This window comes from Bacillus sp. JST-5 (assembly GCF_057747715.1).
The window spans coordinates 1-17,153 of the sequence record NZ_JBYLHW010000036.1; the positions used below are offsets into that span (position 1 = coordinate 1).

Annotated in this window: 21 protein-coding genes and 1 other annotated feature; all 21 genes read right to left on the reverse strand. The window is 34.9% G+C overall.

Going from position 1 to position 17,153, the window contains the following annotated elements; genetic code table 11:
• Positions 1-281: 281 nt before the first annotated feature.
• Positions 282-572: a 50S ribosomal protein L27 gene (gene rpmA / locus AC3ASS_RS08715; RefSeq protein ID WP_488283139.1), complete on the reverse strand. Its 291-nt coding sequence runs from the start codon at positions 570-572 to the stop codon at positions 282-284.
• Between the two features lie 16 nt (positions 573-588).
• Positions 589-921 carry a ribosomal-processing cysteine protease Prp gene (locus AC3ASS_RS08720; protein ID WP_488283140.1) on the reverse strand — a complete coding sequence of 111 codons (333 nt, stop codon included), beginning with the start codon at positions 919-921 and terminating at the stop codon, positions 589-591.
• A gap of 11 nt (positions 922-932) precedes the next feature.
• The gene (rplU, locus tag AC3ASS_RS08725; protein WP_488283141.1) at positions 933-1,241 is read right to left on the reverse strand and encodes a 50S ribosomal protein L21; all 309 of its coding nucleotides are present in this window, start codon (positions 1,239-1,241) and stop codon (positions 933-935) included.
• Positions 1,242-1,254: 13 nt separating this feature from the next.
• Positions 1,255-1,335: a sequence feature (ribosomal protein L21 leader region), on the reverse strand.
• A gap of 68 nt (positions 1,336-1,403) precedes the next feature.
• Positions 1,404-2,831, reverse strand: a complete 1,428-nt coding sequence (locus tag AC3ASS_RS08730; RefSeq protein WP_488283142.1) for an Rne/Rng family ribonuclease — start codon at positions 2,829-2,831, stop codon at positions 1,404-1,406.
• A 121-nt stretch (positions 2,832-2,952) separates the two neighbouring features.
• The gene (locus AC3ASS_RS08735; protein WP_488283143.1) at positions 2,953-3,810 is read right to left on the reverse strand and encodes a M50 family metallopeptidase; all 858 of its coding nucleotides are present in this window, start codon (positions 3,808-3,810) and stop codon (positions 2,953-2,955) included.
• Positions 3,803-4,531, reverse strand: a complete 729-nt coding sequence (locus AC3ASS_RS08740) for a peptidoglycan DD-metalloendopeptidase family protein (protein ID WP_488283144.1) — start codon at positions 4,529-4,531, stop codon at positions 3,803-3,805. Before AC3ASS_RS08740 ends, AC3ASS_RS08735 begins: the two co-directional genes overlap by 8 nt.
• A gap of 185 nt (positions 4,532-4,716) precedes the next feature.
• The gene (gene minD / locus AC3ASS_RS08745) at positions 4,717-5,517 is read right to left on the reverse strand and encodes a septum site-determining protein MinD (RefSeq protein ID WP_488283145.1); all 801 of its coding nucleotides are present in this window, start codon (positions 5,515-5,517) and stop codon (positions 4,717-4,719) included.
• 3 nt (positions 5,518-5,520) lie between these two features.
• Positions 5,521-6,201 (reverse strand): septum site-determining protein MinC, encoded by a 681-nt coding sequence (minC, locus tag AC3ASS_RS08750; protein WP_488283146.1) that lies wholly within the window; start codon positions 6,199-6,201, stop codon positions 5,521-5,523.
• Positions 6,202-6,283: 82 nt separating this feature from the next.
• Entirely contained in the window at positions 6,284-6,817 is a 534-nt protein-coding gene (gene mreD, locus AC3ASS_RS08755; RefSeq protein WP_488283147.1) for a rod shape-determining protein MreD, read from the reverse strand.
• A complete protein-coding gene (gene mreC, locus AC3ASS_RS08760; protein ID WP_488283148.1) occupies positions 6,814-7,689 on the reverse strand; it encodes a rod shape-determining protein MreC in 876 nt (291 codons plus the stop codon). The genes mreD and mreC overlap by 4 nt, the downstream gene beginning before the upstream one ends.
• A 21-nt stretch (positions 7,690-7,710) precedes the next feature.
• On the reverse strand, positions 7,711-8,733 hold the full coding sequence (locus AC3ASS_RS08765; protein WP_488283149.1) for a rod shape-determining protein: 1,023 nt from the start codon (positions 8,731-8,733) through the stop codon (positions 7,711-7,713).
• A 139-nt stretch (positions 8,734-8,872) separates the two neighbouring features.
• Positions 8,873-9,544, reverse strand: coding sequence for a RadC family protein (radC, locus tag AC3ASS_RS08770; protein WP_488283166.1), 672 nt, complete (start codon positions 9,542-9,544; stop codon positions 8,873-8,875).
• Positions 9,545-9,606: 62 nt separating this feature from the next.
• Positions 9,607-10,176, reverse strand: coding sequence for a Maf family protein (locus AC3ASS_RS08775; RefSeq protein ID WP_488283150.1), 570 nt, complete (start codon positions 10,174-10,176; stop codon positions 9,607-9,609).
• Between the two features lie 179 nt (positions 10,177-10,355).
• On the reverse strand, positions 10,356-11,315 hold the full coding sequence (locus tag AC3ASS_RS08780; RefSeq protein ID WP_488283151.1) for an SPOR domain-containing protein: 960 nt from the start codon (positions 11,313-11,315) through the stop codon (positions 10,356-10,358).
• Positions 11,316-11,422: 107 nt separating this feature from the next.
• Positions 11,423-11,947, reverse strand: a complete 525-nt coding sequence (locus AC3ASS_RS08785; RefSeq protein ID WP_488283152.1) for a hypothetical protein — start codon at positions 11,945-11,947, stop codon at positions 11,423-11,425.
• Positions 11,940-12,488 carry a PilN domain-containing protein gene (locus AC3ASS_RS08790; RefSeq protein WP_488283153.1) on the reverse strand — a complete coding sequence of 183 codons (549 nt, stop codon included), beginning with the start codon at positions 12,486-12,488 and terminating at the stop codon, positions 11,940-11,942. The genes AC3ASS_RS08785 and AC3ASS_RS08790 overlap by 8 nt, the downstream gene beginning before the upstream one ends.
• Before the next feature lie 8 nt (positions 12,489-12,496).
• Positions 12,497-13,471, reverse strand: a complete 975-nt coding sequence (pilM, locus tag AC3ASS_RS08795; RefSeq protein ID WP_488283154.1) for a type IV pilus biogenesis protein PilM — start codon at positions 13,469-13,471, stop codon at positions 12,497-12,499.
• A 22-nt stretch (positions 13,472-13,493) separates the two neighbouring features.
• Positions 13,494-14,249 carry a prepilin peptidase gene (locus tag AC3ASS_RS08800; protein WP_488283155.1) on the reverse strand — a complete coding sequence of 252 codons (756 nt, stop codon included), beginning with the start codon at positions 14,247-14,249 and terminating at the stop codon, positions 13,494-13,496.
• 105 nt (positions 14,250-14,354) lie between these two features.
• Positions 14,355-14,768, reverse strand: coding sequence for a prepilin-type N-terminal cleavage/methylation domain-containing protein (locus tag AC3ASS_RS08805; protein WP_488283156.1), 414 nt, complete (start codon positions 14,766-14,768; stop codon positions 14,355-14,357).
• A gap of 126 nt (positions 14,769-14,894) precedes the next feature.
• Entirely contained in the window at positions 14,895-16,100 is a 1,206-nt protein-coding gene (locus tag AC3ASS_RS08810; protein ID WP_488283157.1) for a type II secretion system F family protein, read from the reverse strand.
• Between the two features lies 1 nt (position 16,101).
• Positions 16,102-17,142 carry a type IV pilus twitching motility protein PilT gene (locus tag AC3ASS_RS08815; RefSeq protein ID WP_488283158.1) on the reverse strand — a complete coding sequence of 347 codons (1,041 nt, stop codon included), beginning with the start codon at positions 17,140-17,142 and terminating at the stop codon, positions 16,102-16,104.
• Positions 17,143-17,153: the final 11 nt, after the last annotated feature.

Below are 17,153 nucleotides of genomic sequence, written 5' to 3' on the forward strand. Positions count from 1 at the left end.
ATCTATCCGCCTCATTTACTCGATATGACCTTCGACAGAAAGAGCTTTGTTTTGTTATGCAAACTCACTCAATCATACCTAGCCTTATATGAGGTTCGTGTTCCTCGGACCGGTGTTTTGCCTCCAGCTTCCTTCAGATTCCGCGTCACCACGGACACCCTTGCTCTTGGCTAACCTCTACTTCTGTCTTCGGGGTTCGGGACTTACACCCTATAGTTCATGTACATGCCGGGCGCACATAAAGAAACTCTAACCGCATTGGTTAGAGTTTAACTTTCCATTTAAGCTTCTTTAGCAACTGGGTAGACGCTAACTTTTTTCTTATCGCGTCCAAAACGTTCGAAACGAACGATACCGTCTACTTTTGCATATAGAGTATCGTCTCCGCCACGTCCAACGTTTACTCCTGGATAAATTTTAGTTCCGCGTTGACGGTATAAAATAGATCCGCCAGTAACGAATTGACCGTCTGCGCGTTTAGCTCCAAGACGTTTCGCGATAGAGTCACGACCGTTTTTCGTAGAACCTACACCTTTTTTAGATGCGAAAAACTGAAGGTCTAATCTTAACATAGTTTCCACCTCCTAATTATTTGAAGGTAATTGTCATATATTGACCATAATCTCTTTCGATCGTCTGTAACGATACAATCATTCCTTTTAACAAGATTTGTGCTTTCTCATACGACTCCTTACTTATATTTTCAGGAAGTTCGCAGTGGAGAAATCCACCTTGATCGCCTTGAGCGATTTGAGGAATGATTCCTGCTATTTCTTCAATGGCATTGACCGTACCAAATGTAACGGCCGACACACCGGCACATACAATATCTTCACCATGACGAGCAAAATTAGCATGACCCGAAACGGTAAACGAAGATATATCTCCTTGACCGTTTTGATAAATGATTACTTTTATCATTATTGGCCGCCTTATGCGTTAATTTTTTCAATAACAACTTTTGTATAAGGTTGACGATGACCTTGTTTACGGCGATAGTTTTTCTTCGCTTTATATTTGAAAACGATAATTTTCTTTTGACGACCTTGTTTTTCAACTTTACCAGTTACAGTTGCGCCTTCAACTACTGGGCTACCAACTTTAACAGTATCGCCACCAACAAGTAAAACTTTGTCAAAAGTAACAGTTTCACCAGGCTCAGCATTTAATTTTTCAACATAAATAGCTTGGCCTTCTTCAACACGAATTTGTTTACCGCCAGTTTCAATAATTGCGTACATGATCTGCACCTCCTCTTAGACTAAGACTCGCCAAAGTCAGGCGTTTGTCAAAGGACAAAACTTAAATACCTGCATTGAGCGGTTGTAGCACGGGTGCTACAAGTAATAACATATGAATACTATCATATATTCACTGAAAAAGTCAAGATACCTTTCGTAATGTTATTCCATTTTTATCACTTGGTAAAATGGAATATTTTCATCCACTTCCTTAAAAATGATTTTGACATTTAATACTTCTTCAAGGTTTTCTTTAAATTTTTTATTTTCTCCTTCAAAATGTTCAATAACATCATTAGTTGCTTCAATTGTCACTTTAGAATAATCGGAACCTTTAAATTCCCACAATTCCCTTTCTAATTGAAATGCTTTTGACACGGCAGAATAGATTTTTCCTGTTCCTGAACAAACTGGACAATCGGTCAATAATGTTTCCTTTAAACTGCTTTTTTCTCTTTTTCTCGTCATTTCTAAAATGCCAAGGGAAGTAAAGCCTTTAATATCAGTTGTTACAGAATCCCTTTTTAAATATTCTTTGAATTGTTTCACTAGTTCATCTCTAAGCCCTTGACTTTTCATATTAATAAAATCAATTAAAATCATGCCACTTATGTTTTGAACCATTAATTGTCTAGCAATTTCTTTTGCTGCTAATGCATTTGTTTCATAAATAGAACGTTCTTTTTCTTTTTGACTAATAGATTTCCCTGAATTCACATCAATAACTGTACAAGCTTCCGTATGCTCCATAATAAAATAAGAACCATTGGATAGCCAATACACTTTTTTTGTCGCTTTTTCTAATTCTCCATCAATTCGATAGGCTGTAAATATATTTTCTTTTTCTCGATAAAATTGAATATTAATATTAGGAATGTGAGTTTTTAACTCTTGAATGAATTCTATACTGTCACAAATTACTTCCGTTTCTAATTCAATCGTTTCATTCACAATTTGTTGAATAAAATTATCCATTTCCTCCAATAATGCTGGTGCTTTCACTTGTTGTGAGAAAAGTACTAACTTTTCATAACGTTCTCTTAAGATTTTCCATTCGGAAAAAACTTTTTCTTTTGTTGAAAATTTTGCATTTGTTCGAATGAGGATACCTTCATGTTCTTTTTTTTGTTGCGCCACCCACATTCTCCAGTCTTCTCGTGTATGTTCCTCCATTTTTTTAGAAACTGCGATATAATGTCCGTTTGGCATATATACAATATTTTTTCCGGGGAGTTCAATAATTCCCGTTAACCGATAAAGTTTATGATCGGTTTCGTCTTTTTCAATTTGTACCATTAGCTTTTCTCCTTGAAAGACGAACGATGAAATGGGAGTTGTTTGTTTCATAGGATCTTTGCTTGAAATATAAGAAACTAATTGATTTCGATGAATATATCCTTTCATCCCGTTTCCTAAATGAACGAACGCAGCATTTAAACTTGGAACCACTTTTTCTACAACACCTACATATATGTGACCGACTTTCGAACGAGAATGTGGTTGGTCAATCATGATTTTTTCAATCCGTCCATCATTTAATACGGCCAATCTTCGTTCTGTTTCTCTTGCATTAATAATGACTGTTTTCATTGTTCTCTCCTTAAAAATCTTTTATTGCCATGTTTAATAAAGCAGATGATCCCTCATTGTTTGGAAGATTTCCTTGTATGTTTTTTTCATCAAGGAAAAAAGGTGTAATACGCATACTTTTTTAAGAAAGAAAATGACTAATTGGTTGGGATATAGCATTTGAACGAAAAAAAGAATCTAATAAATATTGTTCCTCAATCGTCCCTTTCACTTTCCCTTTATTCATGACTTTTATAATATGTTGACAGTCTCTCCGAAATTGAGAGAGGGCATCCAAAACTGTTTGTTGACTGTCTAAGTAAATAGGAACAATCGATGAAAAATGTTCATGCTGGTAATAACGGTTTAATAAAAATCTCATAAATATAAAGTTTCGTTGACGCCAGTCCTTTATTATTGATAATAACAAATAAATAATAATGATCCATCCATTTAATTGCAACGGAGACACGTATAGGAGAATGAAAATAAAGAGGATTAAAGAATATAATGAAACGAATAACGTCCATTTATATGCATTCATAAATGGATGTTTCATAGAGAAAAAGAGGTATAAAAGTTTTCCCCCATCTAATGGCCAAATCGGTAAAAGATTAAATAGTAAAATGACAAGATTGTAATGATTAAAAATTGCAAACGTATTTTCTGATATGAAAGAAAGGGAATATAAAATGGAAGACCCCCCCCATAATAATAGGTGTTGAAGCGGTCCACCAATGGTAACAAAAAACTCTTCTTTCATCGGCTTATTTCCGAATTCTTCTGTTTCTACCATTCCTCCAAATGGTAGGAATGTCACTTTTCGTATTCTCCATGAAAAAAAATGGGCAAAAAGGATATGCCCAATTTCGTGGATAAAAATAATCACTAATATCATCAATAATTCATAAAAATAACCAGTAACAACGGCAGTAGCAATCATGAACCATAATGTAAAATGAATGCGGGTATTTTTTAATAACATCCATAAGTTATTCAAACGTAATCACCTGTGTTGGATCAATAAATTTGTTATCTTTTTCAATAGCAAAATAAAATTCGCCTTTCGAACCATCCTCATGATTGGAAACAGTACCAATTTCCGTATTTTTATCCACCCGCTCATATAAACCAACTTTAATGTCTCCTAAATGTCCATACCAACTGATACTTTTATCTTCATGTTGAATCATGACCGTTTTCCCATAAGAATCTTTGACACCAGTAAAAATGACTAAACCTTTGTTCATCGCTTTTACAGGTGCATCGGTAGCAGTTTCAATCATGATCCCCTCTTTGTTTGATTGAAAGTTCGAAGCTGGTAATGCATATTCAAAGGTTGTTTCTTCATCCGTTTTCTCTTTACGAGGGAACAATGCTAACGGTTTTCCGAATAAATCTTCATACCATCCGGCTACCGCTGCAAATTGAAATTCTTCCTTCATTGTTTTAGTAACAAATTGACGAGCTTGATCAAATTGTGGAGAAGAATTTTTAAATAAAATAGCTGTAATGAGAACAATACAAGCAGACATTAACAATTTAAAAATAAATACTTCTTTGTTAAAGAGCGGAAATTCTTGATGTTCTAGATTATCTAACGTAGAGGAAGGAACATGGTAGTTAGGAGATAATAACTTTGTGGAACGATGGGATTTGCGATTTCTTTCTTTCCTACGATTAGCGATTCTCTTTTTTATTTCTTCTGCCCGATTACGCATACATACAACCATTCCTTTTTCGATCATTTTTTGTACAAGTGTATGACTTGTCTTATAAAAGTATGACTGCGCTTTGGTTTGGTTAGGAAATCTTAAAGTTAGAGAGCTATAAGATACAATAAAAAAACCCAAGCGAACGTTTATAACTTTCAAAACAGAAAGTCATGTTCTACTTGGGTGTTTATTTATCTTACACCAAATAATTGTTTTATTTTTGAAAAAACTCCTTTTGAAGTCGTATCTAAGTTTTGCAAAGGAACGGATTCGCCTAATATCCTTCTAGCAATATTTCGGTACGCAATGCTAGCCTTACTGTTCGGATTTAACACGATCGGCTCTCCATCATTTGATGCACGAATCACTGCTTCATCGTCTGCGACAATTCCTAACAGATCGATGGATAAATGAGCCGTGATTTCGTCAATATCTAACATTTCACCTTTTTTCATCATATGATTTCGAATACGATTGATAACTAGCTTAGGAGGTTCAATATCTTCTTTTTCAAGTAATCCTATAATACGGTCGGCATCACGAATCGCTGAAATTTCCGGTGTAGTGACAACAATCGCCTGATCAGCACCAGCAATTGCGTTTTTAAATCCTTGTTCAATTCCAGCAGGACAGTCTATTAAAATATAATCATATTCTTGTTTTAATTCCTCTACCATTTTTTTTATTTGATTTGGCGTAACTGCCGTTTTATCGCTCGTTTGTGCAGCAGGTAATAGAAACAGTAAATCATTAAATCGTTTATCTTTAATTAATGCTTGATGAAGCTTGCAACGACCAGTCGCAACATCGACTATATCATAAATGACACGGTTTTCTAACCCCATGACGACGTCAAGATTTCTTAAACCGATATCTGTATCGATTAAACATACTTTTTTTCCTTGCATTGCCAACGCGGTTCCGATGTTAGCCGATGTAGTCGTTTTTCCTACTCCGCCTTTACCGGAGGTAACAACAATCGCCTCTCCCACGACTTATAGTCCCCCTTCTATCAATCTCGTTAAGTTTGGACGCAGTTTTATCAACGTTTGTAATCGATCTATAACGATGACATTTGAATCATCTACATATGCACATTCCATATCATGACGTTCTTGATCGTCCCTATCAGGTGCACGATTTATGTATTCACCAATTCTTAACTGTGTCGGTTGCATAAGCGATGCACAAATTACTGCTTCAAGATTTCCTTCATATCCAGCATGGGCTATCCCTCTTAATGCCCCTAAAATAAAAATATTTCCACCTGCTATCACTGTCCCACCAGGATTCACGTCTCCAATAAGCAAAAGATCTCCGGGTACCGATAAAACTTGTCCAGATCGAACAACTTTTGCAACCGAGACAATCTCTGATTCTCTTTTCATGCGATCGGCATCTTCTTTTGATACGACATTTGATTCAATCGATTCTACGACAAAATTTTTCTTATGACGAATTAAATCCCGTATCGCTTGCTCCTGCTGACTCGTTAAGTAACGGTATCCCGTATGGATTCGAACCGTTACAAGAGGAGTATCCTCATCCTGTTGATAATGGATCGATATTTTTTCTTCTAATTCTTTTAACAATTCAGGAAAGGAGCATGTGTCATCTAAATGAAGAATAAGCCCGTCCTTTGTTCCTTTAATCATAACATTTTGCAATTTTCTCATGCATGTGTCACCTCAATAAGTTAAAAGTTCAACAAAAGGCGGGCATTTTCCTTTTTTCATCATTTAATCTTTTAATTTAGAATTATGATTGGAACATGCCCTCTTCATCACGTCTAATTTTATTATAATATTCAAGTCGTTTTTTTACAGGATAAAATAGTATAAAGAAGAAAATGATATTTAACAAAATAGTTGGTAGTAAACGTATATTGGCGAATTGCTGATAATTCATCGTTGTTTCTCTTAACAATAAATAAATTTGATAGATACCAAATTCTAAAAAGGTAAGACTAACAATCGTAACAAGACTTACCATAAATATATTTGATTGTAGTACCTTCATCAATAAGTATACTAAATAAATAGTAAATGGGTACCAGAATAAATAGATTCCAAAAATTTCTGCATAAATCACATCTTGTAACAGTCCAAAGAGAAAGGCATAAAAAATTCCTGTTTTTTTATCATAATACACCGTTACAAAAATTAAAAAAACAAAAATAAAGCGAGGAACGAAAATCCAGTTGTCGTAAGCAACGCTAGGGATTAACGAAACAAATAAATTTTCCCCTATAAAACATAAAATGGCGACAAGGGGGACATAGACTCGATTCATGAGCTTCCCCCCTCATCGGTTAAGTTTACATGTTCACATTCCATCACACGTTTCGTTACCATTACATAATCGATATCATATAAATTTGCAGAAGGTTTGATATAAGCAGTTTGTGTTAATCCATTTTTGTCTGTTTCTACGCTAGTAATTTTACCAATATACAAACCTCTTGGGAATTGGCATCCTAATCCGGAAGTTATAACATCTTGTCCTTTTGTTATTTTTTTGTCGATTGGAATTTCTTTTAATAGTAATCGTTCTTGTTGGCTATCATAGCCGTGGATAACGCCAAACACATCTTCTTCTCCTTGAACAATGGCAGAAATACGATTTAACGGATCCATCGTGCTTAGCAATTGAACGTTGGACGTAAATTTAGACGTGCTTTTCACTTTTCCTATCATGCCGTCAATCGTAATAACCGCCATATCTTTTTTTACCCCGTTAACTTCTCCCTTATCAATCACGATGATTTCATTCCAACGATCCGGATTTCTCGCCAACACAGATGCATCGATTGGATCATATTCGGATAGGTCAGTATCTTTGTTTAAAATACGTTTTAACTCTTCATTTTGCTTTTCTAAATCATTCACTTTTACTTTTAGCTGAACATATTCATCCAACCGTTGTTTTAAAACCCGGTTTTCTTCGTATGTTTTTTGTATTTCATTAATTTCTTTGAAAAAGCCCGCAACAACATGCGCGGGCTTTGAAACGATCGACTGAACAAAGCCTGTCGTATCTTTTATTAATTGTTCCGGCCAACTTAATTTACTTCTTTCTTGCCTAGAGAAGCCGATCAATGCCACGAGAACAATAATACAAACTAAAGATATGATTAACCGTTTATTTAATAAAAACTGTGGCATGATTTCACCTCTCTAACACCATTAACGTAAATCTTTTGCTTTATTTTTGAATAAATCGATATGTTCTAACGCTTTTCCAGTACCAATAGCCACACAATCTAGTGGGTTTTCTGCAATTAACACTGGCATATTTGTTTCTTCACTAATGATTTTATCTATATTTCTTAATAATGCACCACCGCCAGTTAGGACGATTCCACGATCCATAATATCGGCTGCTAATTCAGGAGGAGTTTTTTCTAAAGTATTTTTCACCGCATCTACAATTGCATAAACGGTATCATGTAATGCTTTTGAAACTTCTTCTGCGGTAATTTCAATTGTTTTTGGTAAGCCAGTCAATAAATCTCGACCACGAATTTCAATATTATCAATACCTTCTGGATCTCCTGCAGAACCGATTTCCATTTTAATAATTTCTGCTGTGCGGTCTCCAATCATTAAATTATATTGTTTTCGAATATAGCTAATAATCGCTTCATCCATTTCATCGCCTGCAATGCGAATGGATTGGCTTGTGACAATTCCGCCTAGAGAAATAATGGCAACTTCAGTAGTTCCACCACCAATATCAACGACCATGCTACCGGTTGGTTCCCATACTGGTAAATTCGCCCCAATTGCTGCGGCAAACGGTTCTTCAATCGTATATGCATCTCTAGCTCCAGCTTGTCTAGTTGCATCTATAACAGCACGTTCTTCTACCGCTGTAATACCAGATGGAACACAAACCATTACATATGGTTTTCGTGAAAATAAACCTTTATTTTTTGTCGCTTGTTGAATGTAATATTTCATCATAGTTGCCGTTGTTTCATAATCAGCAATCACTCCGTCTTTCATTGGACGTAATGCTACAACATTTCCTGGAGTGCGTCCAATCATATTTTTCGCATCATTTCCAACAGCAACAATTTTTTTTGTATCTGTTTGAAAGGCAACAACAGACGGTTCTCTTAAAACAATCCCTTTTCCTTTTACAAACACAAGCGTATTGGCCGTACCTAAATCTATTCCTAAATCTTTTGATCCGATTCCAAACATATTATGTATCTCCCTTTCTGAATACAAATTTAAGAAGTTTCTAATGGCTGTATTAGTGTATTCAAATTTACATAAAAAAATGAAGTGGTGAAAAAATCATACCCAATATTATATCGTATCTGATATATTTTTCATAGTGTTACATATAACCTTTTTCTTTCAAACTCACATACTTTTTCTCCCCGATAATAATATGATCGAGTAGTTCAATCCCCATCATTTTCCCACATTCGACAAGTCTTCTCGTTACATCAATATCTTCTTTGCTCGGAGTTGGGTCGCCAGATGGATGATTGTGTACGCATATAATGGATGCCGCTGAACGTTTTAGCGCTTCTTTAAAAATTTCACGTGGATGAACAATGGAAGAATTTAAACTGCCGATAAAAATAGTTTTTTGAAATAATACTTGATTTTTTGTATTGAGGAATAAACAAACGAAGTGCTCTTGTGATAAAAAACGCATCTCTTCCATCACATAATTGGCACCATCTTCCGGAGAACGAATGACATATTTATCTTCTTCTCGAAAAGAAGCGATTCTTCTTCCGAGTTCAATAGAGGCAAGTAATTGAACAGCCTTCGCTTTGCCTACCCCTTTGATGGAAGTTAATTCTTCTAATGTTGCATTCTTCAACATGCGCAATCCGTCGAAATGACGAATGATTTTTTGCGCCAATTGCAAGACCGATTCTTCTTTCGTACCTGTTCTTAAAAGAATGGCAATGAGTTCTTGAATAGATAAGCTTTCAGGTCCATGTTGAATAAAACGTTCTCGAGGTCTTTCTTCCGTCGGATAGTCTTTCAACATCACTTTTGCATCAATTGTCACGATTGAACCTCCCTAAAAGTGACATTTTAGGGAGCCAACGATTATCTTTTGTTAAAGCCCATGTCATTCAAGCAACGATAAAGCCGTGAAATCGGTAGTCCAACAATCGTATAATAATCTCCATTGACCTTTTTGACAAGTAATGCGCCTTTTCCTTGAATTCCATAGGCACCTGCTTTATCTAAAGGTTCCCCAGTACGAATATACGATGCCACTTCATCATCCGTTAGCTCCCAAAATGTCACAGAAGCTTTTTCGACAAATGTCTGCTGTTGATGACGATAAATTACAGATACACCAGTAAAAACTTCATGCGTTTTTCCTGATAACTGTTTTAACATTTGAAAAGCCTCATTCTCATTTTGAGGCTTCCCAAACACTTTTCCATCCAAATAAACAATGGTATCTGCACCAATAACGTAATGATTCGGATAATCTTCCGCAGTCGATTTCGCTTTACGTAATGACAGTTGTTGAACAATTTCTTCCGGGGATAGAGTTTCATCAACCGACTCATCCACATGACTAGCTACTGTTTGAATGGTATAACCCAATTGTTCGAGGAGTTCTTTTCGACGAGGTGATTGTGAAGCCAAAACGAGGTGTGACACTAATACCACCATTCCTTTCTTCTATCCTAACCTGGGAGATACTGCCTTTATCGTATCAAAAGAAAGGATGACAAACAATGACTAAAACATTTCATTTTCGCAACATTCCACGACTAAAAAAATTCTTTTGAAGGGAAAAGAAATGTTTTTTGAACACCATTATTTTGAAATTCATCATTTTACAAACTGGAATATTCTTCTACAAACTTGATTAACGATTTTTGCCCATTCAATAGATCTTCTTGACTATTCTCTTCTATAAATTTTTGAAACGATTCCCCGGACTGGACGAGATGTTTATGGATGGATTCAACCGTTTTATTATTGATCCCCTCCAATTCTTTCAATTTCTTTAATGTCTCTTTTAGTTCTTCACTTTTGCTACTTTTTCCAAGTAATTGCAGATCATTATTAATTACAAGTAATGTTTCATAATAAGATAAAGCTGATTCAAGAAATTCTTTTTCCGTTTTACTTATTCCCTTTATTTCTCTTTCAGGGAAAATGATCTCTCGTGCATACGTTTCTTCTTCTATTTTTTTATATTTTTCTTGTACTTTTTTCGCCATCTCTTGATTAGGTGCTAATCCGATAAAAACACGAAAGTCTTCACTTGTTTTTAAAATACCTGCTGGCAACTTTTTTTCTTCTAATGAATTTTTATGAGCCTTTGCTGATTCTTCTTTTGTAAAAACACCAGCTTGTACAATATAAGTTGGTAATCTTTTTAGAGTAACTATTTCATTACCATTATTTGTTGGTGATGCCGAAGCAGGTACGGAAGGTTCGTTTTTGTTACTAATATCATTATTTACTAGGATATTCCACATAAAAAAAGCAATTAAACATCCAGTTGCAATAGCAAAAATGCTCATTAGGATTGCTGATAGAGGAAAAGAACGACTAACATTTCTTTTCGATCTATGATTCCATCCATTTTTCTTTGGAAAAGCATAGACGTTCTTTTTCTTTCCTCCTTTTTTATTGACGGTCGGAATATACCAATCTATTTCATCATCTTTGATTTCTTCACTAGCAGCGATTTCTTTTTCAACATTTTTCCATTCATAATCAAAATCGTTAAATGGCTTTTCTTCGCCATTAATTTTAATAGTAATTTTTCCTTTATTTTCTCCCAAGATGATCCCTCCCTTTGAGTTATTGTTTTATGCTAGCATACAAGCAAAAAAAATGGACAAGACTTTTGTCGTCTTATCCGTAAAGGTTTTCGTGAAATTTCGAGTAATTATTCTTTTATATAATAAGTATTTAACGAAATAGAAGCAGTTATCGGTTGATTGTCACTACTATTCGAAAATTGAACGGATTCAATGCTATAAATACGTTCGTTTTCTTCAATCGATTTTAAAAACGTTGTCAAACTTTGATTGTTTTTTGCTTCTAATTTCAAATCGATACGAAAGGTGTAGATAGGAATGTTTTTATCATTATTTACAGATATATCATTTTCTGTAAATGACATGTCGGAAATAATTGAATCACTCTTCCCTTCGATCGAATGAAGATCGAGAATGATTTCTTCTACCAGTGGATCATCAACTGGAAGCGCTCGTATCTCATCAGTTGTCTGCTCTTGTTGCTTTTCTCTTTCGCTCAGTTTTTCATTTAACATTCGTTCTTCTGATAATTGAAATTGTAAATGTTCGACCGTATCTTTAAGTGGCTGTACCCATTGAAAAAAAATATAAATAACACCAATCGTTAAAATGATAAATAGAAAAACTTGAATCAGTAGTGGCTTTCTATTCATTCGCTTCACCTGTTTTCGTTAATGCACTTCGATTGAGTTGGAGTTGAATAAGAGATTGATAGACTTCTTTTTTATCATCCCCTTGAGTGCTTGATGTGATATCCGTTAAAGACACCTGTTCAAACATAGGTAATGATTTTAATGTTTTTACATATTTCGCCACTGATGGCTTATCATTCGTTTGAATACCAATTACCAATTCCTTTGTCGAATTTAAAGATACTTGCATTATATTTGCACCATTCGGCAATGATTCAGTTATTTGACTGAACAATGTAGTAACCGAAATCGGATATTTCTTAATAATTTCTATCGCTTCTAATTGTTGATTAGTATTTTGGGAGTTCTGCTCAAGGACCGTACGTAGTTCCCGCTCCATCCTTATTTGTTCATCCAAAAGGTCTTGTTTATTGCCTAAATTATAATATTGGTATAATAACCAACTAAATATGGCTGTAAAGAAAGCTATTTGTGTAAGAAAAAACCAAAAGTTCCATATCGACTTTTTCTTTTTCTCTATAAAATTAATCTCTACTAGCATGTTGTCACCTACTTTAATGATAGACCTATACAATCGGCAAAATAAAATGGAGCATTTGCATTCAATAGAGAAGAAGTACACTCCTCATCAATAAGATAAACAGGGATTGTAAAATGGTCTTTTAATTTATAGGTAATTTCCTTTAGGAGTGGATGAGTACCGCTAACTATCATTCGCTTCACATCACTGGATCCTTTTGAAATGTTATAAGTAAAAAACGTGTTGATTCGCTCCATTTGTGAAGCAATTGTTACGTAACTACCTGATACTATGTGTTCCTTGTTTTCTTCCTGTATAATTAGTTCGTCATTTCCTTCATCACTTCTTATGATGTCAACAGGTAGTTCATCGTCTATTCTTGAATGATGTACATATAAAGGAATATGTTTGTAAAAAATCGTAATTTGAATATCATTTCTACTTATTTGGGCAAATAACGTTGGTTCCTCATCGTCGGTCATATGTAAATGATGGGCGAGTCGATAAATAGACAAAAACGATAAATCCGCCACGATCGGTTCAAATTTCAGCTTTCGTAACAGTTCGGAATATTCTTGGACAATCGACTCTCTTGTAGCAATAAAGAGTACTTCTTCTTTAAATTCTTCAGTTTCTCTTAAATCGATTACTTCCAAAACCGGATCGTTAAACGGCAGATGAATGGTTTCGCCAATTTCCATATATAAATGCCCTTTTAATTCTTCTTTAACTACAGAGTTTGGAACAGATACTTTACGAACGATTGCCTGTCCATCTGGGATACAAAAGCTAGCATGCATGGAGCCAATTTTATTTTCTTTTAACCATTTTTTCATCAGTCGGATTAATTCGGATTCATCTTGAATTTTTCCGTCAATAATCAACCCGTGAGGTATAGATTTTTGTTGAAAAGAAAGGATGTTTTTCTTTCTGCCAGTCACAACAAATCTAATCAATTCATCGGTAAAAATAAAATGGATATGTTTCCAACCTGTCATAAACATTCGAGTAGGTCAACTCCCTCAGCTACGATAAAAGATTCATATACCATTGAATAACTGATTCCGAATAATAGACAGTAAATAATGTTCCTAGTGCAATGAATGGCCCAAATGGAATCGCTGACTTTCTATTGTATTGACCAAAGATCATCATCAATAGACCATATAGGGCACCAAAAAAAGAAGAAAAGAAAAAGATAATCATCACTTGTTTTGTCCCTAGCAATAATCCTAATAAAGAAAATAGTTTTACGTCTCCACCACCCATTCCCCCTCGGCTGATAATCATAATTAGAAACAAGACAATAAAACCTATAGCAGCACCAAGTAGAGAATCCCACCAAGGATTTAACGGTTTAACGAAACGAACAATAAGAAATAGAAAAAAGAAAAAGAGTAATAGTTTGTTAGGAATGAGCATATAAGTAATATCTGAAACAGTTAAAATTACTAACAACGAAACAAGAAAAAGAACTTCTACGAATTCAAAACTCCAATGGTATTTTGAAAAACTATAGGCGAATAAAAATCCTGTCAAAAATTCCATAACTGGATAGATGGGAGAAATGTTCGTTTTGCACGTTCGGCACTTCCCTCTTTGAAAAATATAAGAAAGAACGGGAATCAATTCGAATGCATGCAAAAATCTTTTACAAGTCGGACAATGGGATCGTGGGGCAACAATCGATTTACCTATTGGAACTCTTAACCCAACGACGTTAAAAAACGATCCAAAAATCAGACCAGTAATAAAAAATAATATCGTGTAAGCTATCATCATTTGCAAATCTACTCCAGCATTTTGAATTGAGATGATGTATAAAAAAAAGGGCAAGAAGCCCTAATATTCTTTTAAAAATTCTATTTCTTTATCCATTTACTTTTATTAGTCTGAATTACCGTTTAATTCATCTTCAGAAATATCTTCAATTGGACCAGGTTCTAATTTTACAGAATACTTTCCATTCTCTTTTTTCACATAGCTTTGTGTTCCATTATAAGATTCTTCATTATCTGGATTTTTTGGAACGGTAGATAAATATCCGTTATCAACCAATTCCTTTAAGGATATTTCCCAATTATCACCTGCAGTTACTCCTGCTGCTTCAGCTAATTTAGCTGCATTTAATACCATTAGAGCATTAGATTTATGGGCGTCTTGTTTACTATCGTTAATAATACTTCCGATTGCCGGAATGGCGATTGCGGCAACGATTCCTAAAATGACAATTACTGCTAAAAGTTCGATGAGTGTTAGTCCTTTTTCATTTCTACGAATTTGCTTCATCCATTTGACCATGAATACCACCCTTCCAAGATATAGAACTTTTTTACTAGATAATTATTTTTGTTTATAGCCTCTGTGTCCTATATCAAATTATAAGATGGGTTGGATAATTTATCCATAGCGAATTTTGTCTTTTTTTCAAATATTTTGAAAAAATGTTAACATTGGGATCATTATAGATAAAACAATCACTCCGACTAAAATAGCGATGATAAAAATTAAGATCGGCTCGATTAAAGATTTTAATTGATCGGTCGCATGTTGGACTTCCGATTCGTAATAATCGGCGATTTTTTCTAGCATCAAATCAAGCGAGCCGGACTTTTCTCCAACGGAAATCATATTCGAAACAAAAGATGGGAACGCCCAATGATTCTCTAAAGGTTCTGTCATAGACTTTCCTTTTTCCAACGAAATTTTCGACTTATCCAATACTTTGTTGATAACATCGTTGTTCATTACTAACTGTACGATTGAAATTGCTTCAATGATTGGAACGGTTGCACTATATAAAATACTAAGGGTTCGAGTCATACGAGCCATTGCATCTTTAAGTAACAAGCTTCCAAATATAGGTGAACGTAATTTCATAACATCTCTATAATATTTCACTGTTGGAATTTTTCTAGTATTTATAATAATTAAGAGACAAATAGCTATCAGAACAAATAGATAAATCCAGTAATCTTGCAATGCATGACTTAAGGATAATACGATTCGTGTTATGGTAGGAAGTTCTGCATTTAATGAACTGAACATTGAAGTAAATCTTGGTACGATAAAAGTCAACATAAAAATAAAAATAACAATGGTAATAATAAAAAGTATTGTTGGATACGTTAAAGCAGTTTTTACTTTTTGTCTTGTTTCGTACTGTTTTTCATAATAGACAGCCATCCGATCTAATATTTCATCCACTTGCCCACTTGCTTCCCCTACTCGCATCATATTAATAAATAGTGCTGGAAAAATTTTAGGAAATTTTTCTGCTGCTTTTGAAAACGGGTTTCCTTTTCTAATGTCAGTTGAAATCTCAGCTAACGTTTCGGCTAACATCTTACTTTCTGTTTGTTTGGCTAAAATATCCGTGGCATCGCTAATAGAAATACCTGCTTTTATAAGCGTAGAAAATTGGCGAAGAAAAACGACAAAGTGCTTATGCTTCACTTTACGGAGCGTAAGTGATACATCTTTAAATAATATTCCTTGTAGCTCTTCAATGGTTTGAATACTTATTCCATCTCCCTTTAATTTGGTAACTGCATCACTTCGATTTTGCGCATTCACTCGCCCCTTTACACGTTCTCCAAGCCGGTTACGACCTTTATATTGATAAACGGGCATGTTATTTCATCCCTCCCGATAAATATGGAAGTGCCACTTCGGTTGATATTTTTCCTTCATGAACTAATTGTTGTACAGACATCGTTAACGTTTGCATTCCTGCGGCACGACTTGTTTGCATAATGCTATGAATTTGATGGATTTTCTCATTTCTAATTAAGTTTCGAATAGCAGGATTCGAAATTAATACTTCAAAGGCTGCCACACGTCCCTTTCCATCTTTCAACGGAAAAAGTCGTTGAGAAATAATCGCTTGTAAAACAGATGCTAACTGAATGCGAACTTGTCCTTGTTGCTCACCAGGAAATACATCGATAATACGGTCAATCGTTGTAGGTGCATCTGATGTGTGCAGTGTGGCTAACACTAAATGTCCTGTTTCTGCTGCAGTGATGGCAGTTGAAATCGTTTCTAAATCTCTCATTTCGCCAACTAAAATGACATCTGGATCTTGACGTAAACATGCACGAAGTCCATTGGCGAAACTTTTCGTATCAAATCCGACTTCCCGTTGATTGATAATGCATCGCTGATGTCGATGTAAATATTCAATAGGATCTTCTAGTGTTACAATATGTCTTTGTAACGTCCTATTCATTTCATCGATCATCGCTGCTAATGTTGTAGATTTTCCACTACCGGTTGGCCCTGTAACTAAAATTAATCCTTGATGCTGTTGAATAACACTTTTTAAAACGGGTGGTAAGTGTAACTCTTCAAATGTAGGGATTTTTTGTGGAATCACTCGGATGGCTATACAAACGCAAGAGCGTTGATGATAAGCGTTCACACGAAAACGAGAAACTCCTTGTATACTATAAGAGAAGTCTATTTCACCACGTTCTTCAAAGGTGTCCCATAGAAATTCAGGAACTAACACTCGTGCCATCTCTTCTGTATCTCTCGGAAGAAGTGTTTCTTCCCCGATTGGTTCCAGTTTACCGTGCAGCCTCATCATTGGAGTTACACCTACAGTTAAGTGAATATCAGATGCTCCGAGTTCGAACGCTCTTTTTAAATAATTATCTAATCTCTCTTTCACCAATTTTCCCC